The organism is Staphylococcus sp. AtHG25 (assembly GCF_003217445.1).
GTDB lineage: Bacteria > Bacillota > Bacilli > Staphylococcales > Staphylococcaceae > Staphylococcus > Staphylococcus haemolyticus.
In genome coordinates this window covers 268942-287826 of the sequence record NZ_QJSN01000001.1, presented here as the reverse complement: position 1 = coordinate 287826, position 18885 = coordinate 268942, and the positions used below count along the sequence as shown (strand labels likewise).

Sequence of the window (18885 nt, the reverse complement as noted above, 5' to 3'; positions counted from 1 at the left end):
CCTTTTTTATGATATTGCTGACCAAGTTCAATTGAATTTAACAGCCGTGACACAATATAACCAATTTGTAGAACTTTCTTATGATGTTCAATATGACTAATATTTAAATAGTTTAATTCATTGTAATTTTTAATATAAGTATTGCTATACTTGTTAATAATACACATAAAGGAGGGAATTAAATGTTTCTTGCATGGAACGAAATTAAACGCAACAAGCTTAAATTCGGATTAATTATAGGCATTTTAGTATTAATTAGTTACTTACTCTTTTTACTATCCGGGTTAGCAAGTGGTTTAATTAATATGAACACTGAAGGCATCAAGAAATGGAAAGCAGATGTGATTGTTTTAAATAAAGATGCCAACCAAACGGTTCAACAATCTGTCTTTAAATTGTCTGACGTTGAAGGCAAATTTAAAGAAGAAGCACCGTTAAAACAAATTGGCGTTATTGCATCGAACGGAGATAGTGAAGAGAATGCATTACTCTTTGGCGTAACATCAAACTCATTCCTGATTCCAATGATTGAGGAAGGCAAAAAATTTAATAAAGATAATGATGTCGTGATCGATCAATCATTGAAAGACAAAGGATTTAAGGTTGGTGACACCATCACGCTATCTCAATCTGATGAGAAACTACATATCGTTGGCGTATCAGAAAGTGCTAAATATAATGCTTCTCCTGTTATTTTCGCAAATGACAAAACGATTGAAAAAATTAATCCAGCATTATCATCAGATAAAACCAATGCTGTAGTTGTAAAAGACAGTAATTGGAAAGATAAAAATGTTGATAAAGATTTAGAAGTTATAGGAATAGATGACTTTGTAGAGAACCTACCAGGCTACAAACCACAAAACTTAACAATGAACTTTATGATTACATTCTTATTTGTTATTTCTGCCACAGTCATTGGCGTATTCTTATATGTCATCACGTTGCAGAAAAAGAATTTATTCGGAGTACTAAAAGCTCAAGGATTTACGAATGGGTTCTTAATGAAGATGGTGTTAGCACAAACCTTTATATTAGCCTTAATCGGTACTTTGATTGGCTTAATACTGACATTACTGACAAGTTTAGTCTTACCTGAAGCGGTACCTGTCCAATTTAATATCGGTACACTCATTATCTTTGGTATCGTTTTAATACTAACATCTCTTGTTGGTAGCTTATTCTCAGTATTATCCATTAGAAAAATAGACCCACTCAAGGCGATCGGGTAAGGAGGTGCCACCATGTTAAAATTTGATGAAGTGACTAAAGAATTCCAAGATGGTAATCATACAATTGAAGCAGTTAAACCGACATCTTTATCTTTTGAAAAAGGTGAACTTATAGCTATTGTTGGCCCTTCCGGTTCCGGTAAGAGTACGTTCTTAACAATGGCTGGTGCGTTACAAACACCAACATCCGGTGAAATATATATTAATGATAATAAAATCTCAAAAATGAGTCAGAAGCAATTAGCTAAAATGAGAATGAAAGAAATTGGCTTTATATTACAAGCGACGAACTTAGTCCCATTCTTAACAGTCAAACAACAATTCCATTTATTGAAGAGTTATAAAAAAGATGTGTTAAGTACTGAAGAATATGATAAATTGTTGAACGATTTAGGCTTAAAAGAAATTGAGAACAAATTACCCTCTGAAGTGTCAGGAGGACAAAAACAACGTGTCGCGATTGCTAAGGCAATTTATACACAGCCTTCTATTATTTTAGCTGATGAGCCAACTGCATCGCTCGATACTGAAAATGCGATGGCAGTTATGGAAATCTTAAAAGAACAATCTAAACAACGTCGTAAAACATGTATTATCGTTACACATGATGAACGATTAACCAAGTTCTGTGATAAAGTCTTCCATATGGAAGATGGACGTTTAAAAGAAAAATAATTAAAATAAAACTCCCTCCAAGTAAGCTTTGAAAATCATGGCTACTTTGAGGGAGTTAATTATATGACTTGATATTACTAGATAAAGTTAATTAATATCTATTTATCTTTTAATTCTCTTTCTAAATCTTTTTCATCTTCCATAGCGATTGTCGCTTTTTCAGATTCTTTTCGATACTTTTGATACATGATGACAAGTACGATTGCCCAAACTGGTGCGAATAGTACTGCAAAACGTGTCGTACTATTAATAAGTAAAACGATAAAGATAAATGCAAAGAAGGCAAGAATGGCATATGCCATGTATTTGCCACCAGGCATTTTAAATTTACTATCTTTGTGTAATTCAGGGTTTCTCTTCACGAAACCTAGATACGCAATCATAATACATGTCCAAATCATAATATTGAGTACTGTTGAGAACGTTGTGATTTGAACGAATACCTTCGTAGCATCTTTAAATACTGCGTTTAAAATAATCGCAATACTTAATAAACCACAAGTAAGTAAGATAGCGTAATATGGAACACCATGTTTATTCGTCTTATGTAAGAATGGTGGACCTTGCTTTCTTCCAGCTAAACCGAATAGTGTACGACTGTTAGCGAAGATACCACTATTACATGAAGATGCAGCCGCTGTTAAAACTACAAAGTTAATGATTCCCGCTGCGAATGGAATACCAACCAAACCAAATAATTTTACATATGGACTTTCCGCAGGATCTAATTGATTCCAAGGTACAACTGACATAATAACAGCTAATGAACCAATGTAGAATATTAATATACGGAAAGGTACATTGTTAATTGCTTGAGGAATCGTTTTATATGGATTTTTAGTTTCCCCTGCAGTGATACCGATTAACTCAATACCAATAAATGAGAAGATTGCCATTTGGAATGCCATTGAGAATCCAGATATGCCATTAGGGAAGAATCCACCATGACTCCAAATATTCGCTACACTTGCTGTACCATAATCAGTCTTCATTGCAAAGATGACCATAACAATACCTACAACAATTAATGCGATAATCGTAATAACTTTAATTAGTGATAACCAGAATTCAAGTTCACCAAATAATTTGGCGCTAAATAAGTTCATACCTACAAGTACAAGAATCGTAAATGCAACTGTTAACCAGTTAGGTATTGCTGGATACCAAAATTCAACGTATTTAGCAACGGCTGTTACTTCAGCCATACCTGAAATAATCCAAGTTAGCCAGTATGTCCAACCGACCATAAAGCCTGCCATTGGACCAATATGATGATGGGCAATATCACCAAATGATTTAAATCCTAGATTAGACAATAAGATTTCTCCCATTGCTCGCATAAACATAAATAATACGAAACCAACGATAATATAAGTAAGTAAAATCGATGGACCTGCTAAGTGAATGGATTCACCTGCACCTAGGAATAATCCGGTACCAATCGCACCACCAATTGCAATAAGTTGTATATGCCTATTGCTTAATTCCCTTTGCAGTTTATCTGCCATAATGTTCGTCCCCTTCATGAGTATATATGTGACTTAAAATTATGACTGACTACGAATACTCTGTATGATTAGTTAATTAATTGTATTAAATTATGTAATTAATTTTTTTTGTTAAAATTAATGATACCCTATTTATTAATTTTTAATCAATGAATTATACAAATTTTCGTATTAATAGTAAGTGTAAATAAGAGAGGTGTATGATATCATCATGCGTGAAATAGACATTTCTTTGGCTATAATACCTATAATTAAGACTGCCTACTGTCTAAAATATAAAGTTTTTTAAAACATATAATTGTACATATTTGTAAATTGCATTTAAATTATAACTATAGAAAAAAGATAGAAAGTAGGCTAATCATGCTTAATGATTTTAATGAAATATTAGAAGGTCGTAAATCAGTTAAAGGTTTCGACCCAGATTATAAAATTCCTCATGAAGAAATGAATGAAATGATTGCAAAAGCAACGAAAGCACCTTCATCAGTGAATATGCAACCTTGGCGTTTTGTTGTGGTTGAAAGTGATGAAGCGAAAGCTAAATTGCGTCCATTAATTCAATTTAATACAAACCAAAATGATACATCATCAGCAATGATTGTCATTTTTGGGGATTTACAATGCTATGAAGAAGGCGAATATATTTATGAACAAGCGGTTGTCAATGGTCACATGCCACAAGAAGTTAAAGAACAAATGTTACCGATTGTTTTAGAAAATTATAAAAATCGCACACGCCAATCAATGAATGACATTGTTAAAGTAGACAGTAGTTTAGCTGCTATGCAATTGATGTTAGTTGCTAAACAACACGGTTATGATACAAATCCAATTGGTGGCTTTGAACATGAAGAAATCGGTAAAGCGTTTGGCTATGATTTAGAACGTTATGTTCCAGTGATGATTGTCGCAATAGGCAAGAAAGCTAAAGAGGCACACACATCATTTAGAATGCCAGTTGATCGTGTAATCGATTATAAATAATACTTCAATTTAATAATGAAAAAACGCGTAACTGACTGAAAAGATAAGACGCTTATATCAAATTTTTTAGTTAACGTCACTCATGCGGTGAGGCGGGACAGTGTGTTCATTATGAATACTGTTCCGCTTTTTTTAATGAAGAGATGTATAGAGTCAGTGCTAATCATATTTATGATGAAGAAAAAGGGTATAGCTTAAGATATCAAATTGCGAAAAGGGTGATTCATGGATAATAAACAATTAGAGACATTAACACGTATTCAGAAAGGATTATATGAAACAACAAAGGCAGTCTTTCCATTTGATAAACGCTACCGTATTAAGTCATTTGTGCTAGAACGACCAGAAGGCAATATAGTCATTTATCATTCATCAGGTTTAAATGAAGCAGTGACAGATATCCAATTATTAGGCGGCGCTTCATGCGTTTTAATGAATCATGAGCATGAATCATCAGGCGGAATACCTAGTATAGATATACCATTTTGGATTCATCGTGATGATGTAGCAGCAATCAATCGAACGGTACCGATTGATGGACAGTTTGAACAACGTGAGACGATTGCAGATGATTTAGAAGTCATTCCTACTCCAGGACATACGTCAGGTACGACGATGTTTCTGTGGGATAACGGTGAGCATCGTTTCCTTTTTACAGGCGACTTTTTATGTGTAGATGATGGGGAATGGCGTACTGTTATTCTCAATTCAAGTGACCGACAAACATCCATTAAAAGCCTGGAATTGATTCAAGACCTAGATTTCGATGCTATTGTACCTTGGGTTGCGATTGAAGGAGAAGGTGCTGTCTTTTTTGTTGAAAATGAGGAAGATAAACGTAAGAGACTACAAAAATTATTGATTGCGTCCGTCGTGGTGAACATACGTAACTCGCATATTAAAACATTGTTATTAGAGGTGATGGTGCATGAATATAAATCGAGGAATCAATCATATCGGACTCACAGTACCTGATATTGAAGCGGCGACAGCCTTTTTCAAAGAAGGGCTCAACGGAAAGATTGCTTATGATAGTCAACGAAAGACGGATGAACCTCGTGGTGGGGAAACAGTTGAACACATTCTTGGTTTAGAAGAAGGGGCATCCATTATTCATAAACGTATGATGGTCTTTGGTAATGGACCGAATATTGAAATGTTTGAATTTAAAGATGCACATCAAGGTCAAGCGCAAACGTTACAAGACATTGGTTTTACGCATATCTCTTTTTATATCGAGGCAGAACACTTTGATGAGGCCGTTAAACAGTTGACGCAAGCTGGAGGTCAACCTATTTCAGAGCCGCATGCGAATACGAAATATGAAGACACTGAAGGTAATCAAACTGTTTATGTAAAAAGTCCGTGGGGAAGCTTAATTGAATTACAAACGGTACCTAATGGATTTTACTATCCAGATGATAGTGAGGCAGAAGTTTTTGTGCCGAAAAAGGTCGACAATTAAAGTAATTTAAACATATCATTATTCATTAATATGACACATTTGTCATATTAAAAAAATTAAGTATTTTCTTCCTTTAAATTAATGTATAATGCCTTTAACAAGCCTTCCAAGTAGCTTGTTAAGCCTAGATATTATAAGGGGTTTAGGGTTATTAGATGTATGCAATTTTAAATATCTATGCTTAAAAAGGGTATAAAATTAAAGACATAAAATTTTGTTTATGTCAACAACAATTTAAGGGAGTAATTTTCATGATTGATATTCAAATTCAAAAATCAGAATTAATCGATGTAATTGAAAATATTGTAAAAGAAAAAGTGTATGTAGAAAGTGACGATGCATGTGAATTTTTAGCGACTGGGATTGTAAATGGTTTGGAAGAGCTTAATAGTGATGAAACACAAGCGAATAACTTGTTAGGACTCAATAGTGAGTTGCAGCACGAAGTCGATGAATCAAATGACGCAATTAAAGTGACCTTATCTGCTGCAGACAGTGCCTCCAGTAGCTCGCAATTTGTTAATAAAGGCGCGGAATAAACATTAGTGATTATTAAAAATGTTAGTGTAAGAACTTTTGATTTTAACAGCAATATACGAATGAAAATAAGCATCACCTATTATGAAAAGCGAATGCTTTTTAATAGGCGGTGCTTATCATGTTATGACGCATTTATGAGAATAATACTTTTAAGATGTTAAATAGAGAACCTATTAATTGAAGAAAAGTACCAGACATAACGAGACCTCCTCTTGATTAAACTTGAAATGTATTAAGCGTTGCGTGTTAAATTCTCACTTTGAACTAAATCATCTGCTAAGTCATGCCAAAATTGTTGTAATTCAGCTCTAGTGCGTTTTGTGTCAGTACTATCTTGGCCGACAAAATCTACATGATCCCAATCATGTTTTGTTGGTGTTACTTGCCAAATACCTTTTTGATTTGTATCCGTTGCTTGTGTATAAGCTTGATTAAATGGATGTTGTGATGAAATAACAGACACTAAGCCATCATTTTCTCGCCATTCTTTTTCAGCTGCTTTACCAATTACATTAGCAGTAAGGGTAAATGGGAAGAATAAATTTAAATCAGATTTTTGACGTCCGAACAACGATGCATGTGTTGATTCTCCTGTGTAAGTTTTATACACAATGTTAGGGTTTAATGATGTTTGACGATTAAGATTTGTCGCACCTTCACGTGTTAAATCATAAAAGCCATTGTCTTTGGTTTGCCATAATTTTGAATCTTTAACACGTTTGACATAGTCAACGTAAGACTCGTTAGGCTGTTGTTTTAGACCCCATTGAGACAGACCGAAGTCTACACGTGAATCTTTATTGCCAAGTACTTTTCCTACGTCAAAGACAACTTGACGAATAAGCGCTTCGTTACCTAATAAATCTGACGCATGTGTGCCGTTATGTGGCGTTCCAAGTGTCGTAATTGATGAAATCATATTATCGTTTTGATCTTGATATAAAGGTGAAATATCGCCACCATGTACACGTTGATATTCTTGTTCTTCTGGATTACCATTTCTTAATAATGATTCTAATTGACGAATCGTTTGACCGCCCATACTATGTCCTACAAGATGTACTTTTTGGCCTGGTTGCCAATCTTTATATACGCCTTCATATGTTTTACCGTAACGTTCATGACCATATTTGGCAGCGTGTGCAGCACCATAATCCACAGTTCCACCTTTAATATAGTAATAAAGTTCGACAGCACGATCGTAGTTACTACCAAACGCACTAATGCTCGCTTCATAAGATTCATAGCCGTTTTCTTCTAAATCCTGGCGTATGTTTAATTTACCGCCCCCCCAATAGTGCGCTAGTACGGATGGGTTTATGTCATCAGTAAAACCATTAAATCCGTGAACTAAAATAATAGGGTCTTGATTTTTATACTGAGCTTGTTTCGCAACTTTATTGGTTTGATCTTTCGTTCCAGTTGCAGCTTGTGATTTAGATTGAGTGTTTGTCGTTGCGACTGCGTTATTTTTAAGTGTATTTAACCCAGATTGTGCATCTTTATTTTGTTTAGAAGACTTATCACCATCTAAAGTAGGGTTAGTTTGCCCATCAATTGAAATATTATTATCGCTATTTTGTGTATTAAGACGATTCGTTACTTCAGAGGTTGTCGCTTCCTTCTTAGTTAACGTTTGTTGCTGAGATTGTGTTGCGGTTTTAAGTGCGTCACCTTGATTGTCGTCATTATCCTTTGGTTGTGATTGTGCTTGTTGATTGTTGACTTTTGGTTTATCTGATGTATTTGATTCTATTGACTGTTGTTGTTCAGTTGATTTAATTGTGTTTGGATTAGTTTCATTTGAAGAAGTATTTGCATCTTCAGATTTAACAACATTTGAATGTAGTTGATTTAATGCTTCTTTTTTATTATCAGACGTTTTATCAGTTTGTGATTGCGTATGTGCAATTGTTTTCTTAATTGTGTCGTCTTCTTTAGAAGCTGTATCAGTTGATTGCGTTGACGGTTCTTCCTGTTTAGATGATTCAGATTGTTGCTTTGTTATGCCGTCGTTAGTAGTTGGTTTAGAAGTTTGTGTATCAGTTGAAAGTGATTGTTTAGAAGTTTGTTTAGCTTCAGTTTGTTGGTTATCGCTATTTGAAGCTGTAGTAGTTTCATTCGTTGTAGATGCATCGTCAGTTTGATTATGTTCATTATGTAAGCTAGTTTGTGAATTATTTGTATTATTTTCAGTTTGAGACGCTTGCGACTTATCTTGTTCAGTTGATTGAACTTGTCCCTTTTGAGTCGCGTATGTGTCTTTATCCCCAATAGATTGTGCTGACGCCGTTTCAGGAGTTCCCACTTCCTGTTGTTTCTCGGCTGCCTGTGCTGAGCCACCTCCCATGAATAGCAACGTTGCTACTACAACTGATGACGCGCCTACGCTCAATTTACGAATACTAAATCTGTTCTCTCTTGTTTTCATAAACAGCACCTCTATTGTATTTAATTTTTGAAAATGAAAATCTATGAATCCATATTAGATAAATAAATTAATGATTGCTCGTGGCAAGAATTCAAACAATTTGCTAAAGATCGCTTTAATAGCTTCCATAATGACCTCCCTTTCATTTTAAAAGAGAAAGCGTTTACAAAATGAGGTAAAAAAATATGTATTGCGAGGATACCTTAAGTGAAAAAACGTATCTCTTTCAAAGTAATTTAAACAAATAGTAACCTTGCTCATTAACAATTGTCAATGACTTAGTAGGAATCGTTTTTATATGGCAACGAGTTGGAACGATCTTTAAATCATAAAAAAGACTGAAACGATAATCGTTTCAGTCGTAAAATAGCGGAGAGGGAAGGATTTGAACCAACGCGAGCAAAAAGCTCCTACCAATCATAAATGATTGGCCTCTTTAGCCAGGCTTGAGTACCCCTCCATAAATATATTTTACATTTTACCTCTATCACTTTATTTTGTAAACAAAAAATACTTTGCTTTTGTTATTAAATTAAAAAAATAAGTCTAAAGTTTTATTAATTAATACATCTAAAGACGCATATTGTCCGACTAATATCATATAATAATATTGAATAATTATTATATTGAGCGATGTATGTCATGACATAGCTATATAAAAGAAAGGTATTGAGGAGAATAATATGTGGAAATCAAAATTTGGTAAAACATTTATTGCAAGTGTAGTGATTGGAACAACGATGTTTGGTTATGCCGGTCATCATGATGACGCGCAAGCTGTTGGTAACTATTATTATGATGGCTTACATGCAGGTGAGTACTCAGGATATTTAAAAGCTAAAAAGATCAGTAACAGTTCAATTTCAAACAAATATTATCCAAAGGCATCCCAAAGTAATTTGAAATCTATTGGTCGTGTTTCGAATTTAAATGGTTGGAAAGTGGGGATTCCAGAATATAAAGGTCAAGACTCAATGGGTACTGGTACGGTTATTGGTGCGCATACCTTTGTTACAAATGGACATGTTATTGATGATAAATATGGTAAAGCTGCAGCACCAAAATATATTAAATTTCAATTGAATCGTAATGGTAAATCAATACCTTATACTTTTCATGCAAATGAAGTCATTAAGGTACCGCAATATGATATTGCGATAGTCCACACTAAAGAAAATATGTCGAAGTATGCTAAACCAATGCGTATTGCGACAGATTCTGAAATTAAGAAATTGAAATTTAATACACCTCTATATTCATTAGGTTACTCAAAAATTAATGGCGACAATACGAAACCATATCTTAGTAAATTTCGCGTAACACAATTTTCTCCTAATGGTTCAGAAATTCAAACGAAAGACATTTTTAGATCAGGTGCGTCAGGTTCGCCTATGTTAAATAGCAAATATACTACAATGTACGGTATGAGAACGTATGGACACAATTTAGGTGGTACTGCGACCGATATGTATGCTAAGCAAGAAGCTTCTGGAGGAGAGTCTTTCAAAGGATATGCTGGCAAATTTGTTCGTCAACATATTAAGTAATTTGATTGAATAAATTGAATTACAAGCGTTTCGCAATTTATTATACAAAGGGAATAAAGGGTGGAGAGAAATGAAGAGAAATTATTTAATGATTGGTACGCTTACTGGAACAATGTTATTAGCTGGTTGTAGTTTAAGTGATTTTGGACTTGGAAATGAAGCATCCGAAGATAACAACAAATCATCACAAACGGATAAATCGAATAAAGATAGTAATTCGAAATCTGATAATAGCACTAATGATAACAAGAAAAATAATGATGTGAATTCAGTAAACAGTGTTAAAGATTTAAATCAAGCTGAGAAAGTCGCATTAGCGCTAAGTGATGACAGTGTATCTAATGTAGCTATAACTGCCAATGATTTAAAGCGTCATTCATATATTGAAAATAGTAATACTGGGAAAAAGCAACAAAGTATAGATAAATACGAATTACAAGCAACTGGAGAAGCAGTTGAAGACGCACCAGAAGGGATGACATTTTATAGTGCCTCACCTAGCAAAGGATCCTTTGCGACGTTAATCGGTGTGAGTGATGATAAAGTAGCAGTAATAGGTACACAAAGTACAGGCAAATACCGACAATTTATTCAATCTGACTTAGGACATGAACTTGATGTTAAAGATTTATATCATAAATATGGCAAAGATTCAGATTATAAAAAAGTCGCAAAACAAATTTCTATTAGTGGTGGTTCTAATAGTGCACATTCTGCTAATAGTAATAATAAAAATACGAAAGAATACTTTGCTAAAATATGGCTGACAGCACGAAATGACGCAGATGACATATTTAACGGAGAGGACCATACGTATGAACCTGTAGATATGTCCGGTGAACCGATTAATCCATATAATGAAGATGCTTCAGAAGTGTATCCTGAAGGAACCGTTGTATTAAGTCCATCCGTTACAGCTCTAGGTCACATTACTTTTAAAGATAATAATGATGGGACAGTCACATTTTACGATGTACCAAGTCATTTCCAAGACCATCGTTGGACCGAAGATGGCTACTCTAAACAAGAAACAGCTCGAATTTTGAAAAATGGTCAAACAAAGAAGATTAAGAATGCTTCAGATTCAGATATTGAAAAAGTAGCAAGTTACATTACATCTGATACGCCTAGACAACCTGAACATTATGATAGTTCAAATTCAGATGACAGTAGCTCAGAAGACTCTGATAGTAGTTCAAGTGACGAAACGGTGACACGTGATAATGTCATTGATAAAGTCGAAGAATACGAAGGGCATACTTTAGATACGGACACATACACATATAAAGAACCAGAAAAAAATTCTGACGGAGATTGGGGTTTCTCATTTACTGATAAAAATGGTGAATTAGCTGGATCATATATTGTAACCTCAGACGGTAGCGTTACGAAATATGATGAAAACGGCGAAGAAGAATAAACCTTTAAAATAAACAATATAAGGCACCTCGTTAATTTAGCATAGTGATGTTAACCAAATTAACGAAGTGCCTAATTTTATTGTATTTTGGAGATACATAGATGAATTATGTATATTGTTGCGCGTGGGGCCCCAGCAAAGAGATTTTCAACAAGAAAATCTACAAGCAAAGCAAGCTGGGGAAAAGGATCTTAAGTGTTTATACGCTTAAGTAAGTAGTTCTAATGATTAAAATCAAAGAACTGCTTTAGAGCCTTTCCCGCTGAAAAGAGAAATAACTCAAGCAAGCGAAATCTATCTATAAACTACTTTATCGAACACTTTCATTATTTATAAATACCTTTAATCTCATCTAATCTTTCTACAAAACTATCAATATACGATTGTGGTTTCAGAATCTTAGCATGTGGCGCTAATTGATAAGCAATGTAGTACGCATCGAAACGCGTACAATTCACCCATACTGTAATATAATCCTCACTTCGTTCAACAACTTCTTTAATAGAAAATTGCTGTTGGAATTGGTTCCAAAAGTGTGTGTGTATTTGGAATAAAACAGGATTACAAGTGCCATCCTTCTTGAATTTCAAATTTAAAACTTTCACAGACAAGATATCACGAAGTAGAATCGTCTCAATTTCATGATCTTCTTCATACGTAAACCAATAATCATAATGCATATACAAAATAGATAATGGTTTAATGACTATCTTTTTATCTTTAAGCTCGATGCGAACAATACCTTTATTCACAATCGCTTTTTGTAAAATCATAAGATTTTTCCCGGGCAATAATTCCTGTCTAATTTTAAATTGATTTAACGTACTCATTAAAACGTGTTTATCTGAAACCTTCATTGAACTAATTGAGCTAAGTAAAAATTTGTGAATATCGTGATGCAATATGGGTGTTAAACTTTGAAGTTTAATGAGTAAACTAAGGATGCCTAAACTATGTTTACTTTGTGTTTTCTGCTTAAGTTCATATCCTGCCAATTGATGATTATAAACGACTCTAGTATTACTATGACTCCAAAACTTATTTTCATAAAAGAATGTGTTAATAGTTTTAATATCACGCTGTATCGATTTCTTACTCACATCAGTAAATTGATTTAAGTCGTGTTGCGTAACAACGTGACCTTTAAGAAGCAAAGTTAAAATATTGAGTATACGAGTTGATTTATCCAAGAATTGGGTCCCCTTTGCATCAATTCTATATTTACTTTGAAAATTAATTATATAGTATCATATTCTTTTTGCGATGTGTATAATTCCAAAATTAAAAAGTAGCGATATATCAATAAACATAAATATTAAGACGACATCCATTCACAAAAGAGTTAATTTATAAGTATTTTATTTAATATTGCATTTAAAAGAAAAAAGTGATAAATTTTCATGTAAGCGGTTACACAAAAGGGGTGGCAAAGTGAGAACGATTAAAGAAGTGGCTCAACAAGCAAATGTGTCAGTAGCCACAGTCTCAAGAGTGATTAATAAAAGTGGTTATGTGAAGGAAGCAACACGTAAAAGAATTGAACAAGTCATCAAAGAATTAGATTATTATCCTAATGAGACTGCAAGAACTTTATTTACCAAAAAATCAAAAACAATTGGACTGCTTTTACCAGATATGAGTAACCCGTTCTTTACAATTGTTGCTAAAGGTGTAGAGGACACAGCAATTCAAAAAGGGTATCACGTCATGATTGGCAATGGTGAAATGCAAGAACATAAAGAACTAAACTATCTAACCACTTTTAAAGTGAATAATTGTAGTGGCGTCATTGTTTCACAGTTATCAACTCAATTTGCCTTTGATCAGTTTAATTCATATCAATTACCCTATGTACTAATTGACCGTGTAACAGATAATCAGCAATGTATAGAAGCGGACCATTATAAAGGTGGGAAACTACAAGCTGAGACAATTATTAAAGGAAATGCACAGCGTGTACTATTGTTGCATCAAGACTTGAATTATCGCTCTTTTGAAGAACGATTTAATGGTGCAAGGACTACTCTAAAGAATCATGACATTCAATTATGGATTGAGAATGAGCATGACATCACAATTGATAAACTGAAAGCATATGTTAACCATAACCATATCGATAGTGTGATATGTAGTAACGACGTAACTGCGCTTAAAATCATGAAATGGTTACATGATTTACACTTCCATATTCCAGATGATGTACAAGTCATTGGATATGATGATATTCCATTAGCCAAGTTATTTTATCCAAGTCTAACAACGATAGAACAACCTGCGTATGAAATAGGGAAACAAGCAGCATTAGGTTTGATTAATCAATTAGAACACAATGACATAACGACGAAAGTCGTATTAGATGTTGATGTCATTCATAGAGAATCTACAAGGAGGAAGAAAAAATGACAAGTATATATGTAGTTGGAAGCTTATCTATTGATTTAGTAGTTTCTACAAATAAAGTACCGAGTAAAGGTGAAACCGTTCTAGGTGAGTCATTCTTTACGACACCTGGTGGAAAAGGGGCAAACCAAGCAGTAGCAGCTGCAAGACTCGGTGATGATGTTTATATGGTAGGACGCATCGGTGATGATGAGTTCGGGAATCAAATTTTTACAAACTTAGAAGACAATCATGTTTTAACGGCATTTCTGAAACCCGTTACACATTCTGCATCTGGTACGGCACATATCACTTTATCTGACAATGATAATAGTATCATCGTTGTACCTTCAGCTAATAACTATGTTACGTCAGATTACGCGTTGGAAGCTTTAAGTCAAGCTCAAGCAGGTGACATTGTTTTAATTCAACAAGAAATTCCCGCTGAAACAGTAAGAGATGTCGTATTATATTGCGATGAACACGATATGATATCAATTCTTAACCCAGCGCCATTCCGAGAAGTAGAGGCAGATGTTATTGATAAAGCGACGTACATTACACCTAATGAAACAGAAAGCAATGCGATGTTCCAGACTGATATTGATAAAGCATTAGAGCGTTACCCTAACAAGTTAATAATTACATTAGGAGATAAAGGTGCTATGTATCATAACGGCACTGAAAAGGTTCAAATTGATGGATTTAAGCGAGAAGTTAAAGATACAACAGGTGCTGGGGATACATTCAATGGGGCTTTCGCAGTAGGATTACAAAGAGGATATTCAATTGCACAAGCACTTAAACTTGCGAATTTAGCAGCAAGTCATTCAGTAACAGGTATGGGCGCTCAAGGTGGCATGCCAACCTTTTCAGAAATTGCAGGTGAATTAGATGTATAAAACAGGCATATTAAACAGCGACATTTCAAAAGTACTCAGTGATTTAGGACATACAGATCAAATTGTAATAGCTGATTGTGGGTTACCCGTTCCTAAAGACGTTAAGAAGATTGACCTTGCTTTAACATTGGGACAGCCAAGTTTTCTAGAAGTTTATGAAGTACTTAAGCAACATATGGAAATTGAACACGTAACGATAGCTGAAGAAATGGAAGTAGACAATGCACCTATCTTTGAACAAGTGACAAAGGACTTTTCAGAAATAGAACAAGTTAATCACGAAACATTTAAAGCATTAACTAAAAACGCTAAAACAATTATTCGTACAGGGGAAGCAACGCCATATGCAAACATCATACTTCAAAGTGGTGTCATATTTTAAGGGGTGAAATTAATGATTCAAATGACTAATATCCATAAAGCCTTCGGGGACAACGAGGTTCTAAAGGGTGTTGATTTTACTCTAAAGCTAGGTACAGTGCATGCACTAATGGGAGAAAACGGGGCTGGTAAATCAACACTCATGAAAATTCTAGTTGGGATTCATAAAAAAGATCAAGGTGTTATCACTAATTCTGATATTTAGATCGACTATAACAATCCTAAAGAAGCGGAAGAAAAAGGATTAACATTTATTCACCAAGAATTGAATTTATATCCAGAATTAACAGTGCTTGATAATTTATTCGTTGGAAAAGAAATCAGAAACAAAATAGGAATACTAAATAAAAAAGAAATGAAGCAACAAGCTGAGCAAGTGTTTAAAGAATTAGATTTCTACATTCCATTAAACAAAGTGGTCAAAGATTGCTCAATTGGTGAGCAACAAATGATAGAAATAGCTAAAGCGATGATGACTAAAGCACAAATCATTATTATGGATGAACCAACAGCAACATTAACAGATAAAGAAATACGTCGATTGTTCGACATGATTCATAATTTAAAAGCTAAAGGCGTGGCCTTTGTATACATTTCACATAGAATGGCTGAAAATTTTGAGATTTCGGATGAAATAACGGTGATGCGTGATGGTGTCTCTGTTATGTATGATGAAACGGCAAATCTAACATACAACCAAATTGTTAAAGCAATGGTTGGACGTGAACTAGATGAACAGTTTCCACATAGAACGTATGAACCACAAGATGTTGTTTTAAACGTAAAACGTCTCAATAATCCGCTACATCATATTGAGAATCAATCATTTTATCTTAAAGAAGGTGAAATATTGGGCGTGAGTGGTCTAATGGGGGCAGGTCGGACTGAGATGATGAGAAGTTTGTTCGGTGTCGATAAAGCAGATAATGAAATTGAAATTAAAGGACAAACAGTATCTATAACGTCTCCAATCGAAGCGATGAAACATGGACTTGCTTTTATAACTGAGAATCGTAAAGAAGAAGGGTTAATCTTAGACTTCTCCATTAAAGACAATATGGTGTTACCTTCATTATTTAGCTTTTCAAAACATGGCATCGTAGACGATAAAAGTTCTGAGCAATTTGTTGATACGATGCGTAAAAGACTCAATATTAAATCTCCAGGTAGACTGCCGGCCGGCTCATTATCAGGTGGTAATCAACAAAAGGTCGTATTAGCAAAGTGGATTGGTACCGGCGCGCAAATCATTATTTTAGATGAGCCTACACGAGGTATTGATGTCGGAGCAAAAAGAGAAATTTATCAACTTATGAATGAACTCACGGATCGTGGTGTGTCTATTATTATGGTCTCATCTGAATTGCCTGAAGTCATTGGTATGAGCGATAGAGTGATGGTCGTTCATGAAGGTAATATCAAAGGGGATCTTACAGGAAATGAAATTACAGAAGAAAATATTATGACTTTAGCTACAGGGGGAACTTTAAATGAAACAGTTAACAGCTAAAACATCGTTCATGGAAAAGATTATTCCATTTATTGGTTTGATTTTATTAATTATTGTAGTGAGTATTTTAAACCCATCATTTTTAGATTTATCTAATTTACTCAATTTATTAAGACAAATTTCTATCAATGGTCTGATTGCCTTTGGTATGACATTCATTATCTTAACTGGCGGTATAGACTTATCAGTTGGTTCAATTCTTGCATTGTCATCGGCGTTTATTGCATTAATGATTACGAGTGGTGTTGACCCAATAATTGCATTAATTATTGGCGTACTGATTGGTTTTGTTTTAGGTGCAGTAAATGGTTTATTAGTTACTAAAGGAAATATGGCGCCATTTATTGCAACACTTGCGACGATGACGATTTTCCGTGGATTAACATTAGTTATTACTGACGGAAATCCAATAACAAATTTAGGGGATAGTTATTTATTCCAATTATTTGGTAAAGGCTACTTTATCGGTATTCCAGTACCAGCAGTAACAATGATTATCGTGTTTGTGATTTTGCTTATTCTTCTTCAAAAAACAACATTTGGACGCCATACATATGCGATTGGTGGAAATGAAGTAGCTGCTAAAATTTCAGGTATCAAAGTTAATAAAATTAAAATTTTAATTTATGGAATTTCAGGGCTAATGTCAGCGTTAGCCGGAGGCATATTAACATCACGTTTAAATTCTGCACAACCAACAGCAGGTACTTCTTATGAGTTAGATGCCATTGCTGCCGTAGTACTTGGTGGTACGTCATTAACAGGTGGTAAAGGACGAATTGTTGGAACATTAATAGGTGTACTTATTATAGGTGTTTTAAATAATGGATTAAATTTACTTGGTGTTTCTTCATTCTATCAACAAGTCGTTAAAGGTGTAGTTATTTTAATTGCGGTATTAATTGATCGTAAAAAAATAAGAGAAAGCAGGATAACAATATGAAAAAATTATTAGCCATGACATTAGCACTTGTCCTATTTTTAGCAGCATGTTCCTTAGAATCACCATTGAAGAATGATAAAAATGGTAAAACAAATAAGAAAAAATCAGAAATTACAATAGGCGTAAGTATTTCAACTTTAAATAATCCATTCTTCGTTAAAATTAAAAATGGAATTGAAAAAGATGCTAAAGCACAAGGTATGAAAGTTAAAGTTGTAGATGCTCGGGATGATTCAGCTAAACAAACGAATGACATTGAAGATTTAATTCAACAACAAGTTGATTACTTAATTGTTAACCCAACAGATTCAAGTGCGATTTCAAGTGCTGTGGAGTCAGCGAACAATGAGGGTATTCCAGTAATCACGTTAGATAGATCTGTTGATAAAGGCGAAGTTGCGTCATTTATTGCATCAGATAACGTTGAAGGCGGTAAAATGGCTGGCAACTACTTAGTTGATAAAGTAGGTAAAAATGCAAAAGTTGGAGAACTTGAAGGAGTTCCAGGTGCAAGTGCAACGAGAGAAAGAGGTAAAGGGTTCCATGAAATTGCAGATAAACAGTTAAAAGTAATTGCTAAACAAAGTGCTAAGTTTGATAGAGCAGAAGGATTAAACGTAACGCAAAACATGTTAGAAGCACATCCTGACATTAAAGCTATCTTTGCTCAAAATGATGAAATGGCACTTGGTGCAATCGAAGCAATTGGGGATAAGGATATTCAAGTCATTGGATTTGATGGCAACGAAGATGCAATGAAATCAATAAAAAATGGCAAACTAGATGCGACAATAGCTCAACAACCTGAACTTATGGGTAAAGAAGCAATTAAAGTGGTCAATGGACTAATGAAAGGCGACTCTGTAGATAAACAAATCAAAGTGCCATTAAAATTGAAACAAAGTAAGAACTAAATATGTTTGAAATAAAAAAGATTCTGAGACGGTAAGTCATCTCAGAATCTT

16 protein-coding genes, 1 tRNA gene and 1 pseudogene are annotated in these 18885 nt (G+C 34.2%); 14 read left to right on the top strand and 4 right to left on the bottom strand.

Annotated elements, in window-relative coordinates:
• The first annotated feature begins 182 nt into the window (after nucleotides 1-182).
• Both BDW31_RS01340 and BDW31_RS01335 read left to right on the top strand, forming a co-directional pair.
• The gene (locus tag BDW31_RS01340) at nucleotides 183-1232 is read left to right on the top strand and encodes an ABC transporter permease (RefSeq protein ID WP_053036208.1); all 1050 of its coding nucleotides are present in this window, start codon (nucleotides 183-185) and stop codon (nucleotides 1230-1232) included.
• Between the two features lie 12 nt (nucleotides 1233-1244).
• Nucleotides 1245-1907: an ABC transporter ATP-binding protein gene (locus BDW31_RS01335; protein WP_053036207.1), complete on the top strand. Its 663-nt coding sequence runs from the start codon at nucleotides 1245-1247 to the stop codon at nucleotides 1905-1907.
• 98 nt (nucleotides 1908-2005) lie between these two features.
• Here the strand turns inward: BDW31_RS01335 and BDW31_RS01330 are convergent, their stop codons facing one another.
• Complete coding sequence (locus BDW31_RS01330) at nucleotides 2006-3415, bottom strand: amino acid permease (protein ID WP_053036206.1); 1410 nt, start codon at nucleotides 3413-3415, stop codon at nucleotides 2006-2008.
• Nucleotides 3416-3778: 363 nt separating this feature from the next.
• Here BDW31_RS01330 and BDW31_RS01325 point away from each other — a divergent pair, with 363 nt between their 5' ends.
• The 4 genes from BDW31_RS01325 (at nucleotide 3779) to BDW31_RS01310 (ending at nucleotide 6406) form a co-directional block, all read left to right on the top strand.
• The gene (locus BDW31_RS01325) at nucleotides 3779-4402 is read left to right on the top strand and encodes a nitroreductase family protein (protein WP_037550884.1); all 624 of its coding nucleotides are present in this window, start codon (nucleotides 3779-3781) and stop codon (nucleotides 4400-4402) included.
• A gap of 225 nt (nucleotides 4403-4627) precedes the next feature.
• A complete protein-coding gene (locus BDW31_RS12410; RefSeq protein ID WP_176743858.1) occupies nucleotides 4628-5377 on the top strand; it encodes an MBL fold metallo-hydrolase in 750 nt (249 codons plus the stop codon).
• A complete protein-coding gene (locus tag BDW31_RS01315) occupies nucleotides 5331-5867 on the top strand; it encodes a VOC family protein (RefSeq protein WP_070485142.1) in 537 nt (178 codons plus the stop codon). The genes BDW31_RS12410 and BDW31_RS01315 overlap by 47 nt, the downstream gene beginning before the upstream one ends.
• 251 nt (nucleotides 5868-6118) lie before the next feature.
• Nucleotides 6119-6406: a hypothetical protein gene (locus BDW31_RS01310; protein WP_070632293.1), complete on the top strand. Its 288-nt coding sequence runs from the start codon at nucleotides 6119-6121 to the stop codon at nucleotides 6404-6406.
• A gap of 233 nt (nucleotides 6407-6639) precedes the next feature.
• Here the strand turns inward: BDW31_RS01310 and lip are convergent, their stop codons facing one another.
• Together lip and BDW31_RS01300 are read right to left on the bottom strand one after the other, a co-directional pair.
• Nucleotides 6640-8838: a YSIRK-targeted triacylglycerol lipase gene (lip, locus tag BDW31_RS01305; RefSeq protein WP_110708987.1), complete on the bottom strand. Its 2199-nt coding sequence runs from the start codon at nucleotides 8836-8838 to the stop codon at nucleotides 6640-6642.
• A 370-nt stretch (nucleotides 8839-9208) separates the two neighbouring features.
• A tRNA-Ile gene (locus BDW31_RS01300) sits at nucleotides 9209-9298 on the bottom strand.
• Between the two features lie 223 nt (nucleotides 9299-9521).
• Between BDW31_RS01300 and BDW31_RS01295 the strand changes: the two genes are divergently transcribed.
• Nucleotides 9522-10385, top strand: coding sequence for a trypsin-like serine peptidase (locus BDW31_RS01295; protein ID WP_046464629.1), 864 nt, complete (start codon nucleotides 9522-9524; stop codon nucleotides 10383-10385).
• A 529-nt stretch (nucleotides 10386-10914) separates the two neighbouring features.
• The gene (locus BDW31_RS12910) at nucleotides 10915-11805 is read left to right on the top strand and encodes a hypothetical protein (RefSeq protein ID WP_370591665.1); all 891 of its coding nucleotides are present in this window, start codon (nucleotides 10915-10917) and stop codon (nucleotides 11803-11805) included.
• Nucleotides 11806-12131: 326 nt separating this feature from the next.
• Here BDW31_RS12910 and BDW31_RS01285 read toward each other — a convergent pair whose 3' ends face one another.
• The gene (locus tag BDW31_RS01285; RefSeq protein ID WP_070485150.1) at nucleotides 12132-12995 is read right to left on the bottom strand and encodes an HTH domain-containing protein; all 864 of its coding nucleotides are present in this window, start codon (nucleotides 12993-12995) and stop codon (nucleotides 12132-12134) included.
• Between the two features lie 241 nt (nucleotides 12996-13236).
• On the opposite strand from BDW31_RS01285, the gene BDW31_RS01280 reads away from it, so the two are divergent.
• The 6 genes and pseudogenes from BDW31_RS01280 (at nucleotide 13237) to BDW31_RS01255 (ending at nucleotide 18834) form a co-directional block, all read left to right on the top strand.
• Nucleotides 13237-14208: a LacI family DNA-binding transcriptional regulator gene (locus tag BDW31_RS01280; protein WP_037550874.1), complete on the top strand. Its 972-nt coding sequence runs from the start codon at nucleotides 13237-13239 to the stop codon at nucleotides 14206-14208.
• Nucleotides 14205-15086 carry a ribokinase gene (rbsK, locus tag BDW31_RS01275; RefSeq protein WP_110708985.1) on the top strand — a complete coding sequence of 294 codons (882 nt, stop codon included), beginning with the start codon at nucleotides 14205-14207 and terminating at the stop codon, nucleotides 15084-15086. The genes BDW31_RS01280 and rbsK overlap by 4 nt, the downstream gene beginning before the upstream one ends.
• Complete coding sequence (gene rbsD, locus BDW31_RS01270; protein ID WP_037550872.1) at nucleotides 15079-15468, top strand: D-ribose pyranase; 390 nt, start codon at nucleotides 15079-15081, stop codon at nucleotides 15466-15468. The genes rbsK and rbsD overlap by 8 nt, the downstream gene beginning before the upstream one ends.
• A gap of 12 nt (nucleotides 15469-15480) precedes the next feature.
• Nucleotides 15481-16977, top strand: a pseudogene (locus tag BDW31_RS01265) (sugar ABC transporter ATP-binding protein).
• Nucleotides 16958-17920 (top strand): ABC transporter permease, encoded by a 963-nt coding sequence (locus BDW31_RS01260; protein WP_110708983.1) that lies wholly within the window; start codon nucleotides 16958-16960, stop codon nucleotides 17918-17920. The pseudogene BDW31_RS01265 and the gene BDW31_RS01260 overlap by 20 nt, the downstream one beginning before the upstream one ends.
• Nucleotides 17917-18834, top strand: coding sequence for a D-ribose ABC transporter substrate-binding protein (locus BDW31_RS01255; protein ID WP_037550866.1), 918 nt, complete (start codon nucleotides 17917-17919; stop codon nucleotides 18832-18834). The genes BDW31_RS01260 and BDW31_RS01255 overlap by 4 nt, the downstream gene beginning before the upstream one ends.
• The last annotated feature ends 51 nt before the right edge of the window (nucleotides 18835-18885 follow it).

Coding starts and splice junctions, on each gene's coding strand:
- BDW31_RS01340 (WP_053036208.1), top strand. CDS start 183: ATGTTTCTTGCATGGAACGAAATTAAACGCAACAAGCTTAAATTCGGA.
- BDW31_RS01335 (WP_053036207.1), top strand. CDS start 1,245: ATGTTAAAATTTGATGAAGTGACTAAAGAATTCCAAGATGGTAATCAT.
- BDW31_RS01330 (WP_053036206.1), bottom strand. CDS start 3,415: ATGGCAGATAAACTGCAAAGGGAATTAAGCAATAGGCATATACAACTT.
- BDW31_RS01325 (WP_037550884.1), top strand. CDS start 3,779: ATGCTTAATGATTTTAATGAAATATTAGAAGGTCGTAAATCAGTTAAA.
- BDW31_RS12410 (WP_176743858.1), top strand. CDS start 4,628: ATGGATAATAAACAATTAGAGACATTAACACGTATTCAGAAAGGATTA.
- BDW31_RS01315 (WP_070485142.1), top strand. CDS start 5,331: ATGAATATAAATCGAGGAATCAATCATATCGGACTCACAGTACCTGAT.
- BDW31_RS01310 (WP_070632293.1), top strand. CDS start 6,119: ATGATTGATATTCAAATTCAAAAATCAGAATTAATCGATGTAATTGAA.
- lip (WP_110708987.1), bottom strand. CDS start 8,838: ATGAAAACAAGAGAGAACAGATTTAGTATTCGTAAATTGAGCGTAGGC.
- BDW31_RS01295 (WP_046464629.1), top strand. CDS start 9,522: ATGTGGAAATCAAAATTTGGTAAAACATTTATTGCAAGTGTAGTGATT.
- rbsK (WP_110708985.1), top strand. CDS start 14,205: ATGACAAGTATATATGTAGTTGGAAGCTTATCTATTGATTTAGTAGTT.
- rbsD (WP_037550872.1), top strand. CDS start 15,079: ATGTATAAAACAGGCATATTAAACAGCGACATTTCAAAAGTACTCAGT.
- BDW31_RS01260 (WP_110708983.1), top strand. CDS start 16,958: ATGAAACAGTTAACAGCTAAAACATCGTTCATGGAAAAGATTATTCCA.
- BDW31_RS01255 (WP_037550866.1), top strand. CDS start 17,917: ATGAAAAAATTATTAGCCATGACATTAGCACTTGTCCTATTTTTAGCA.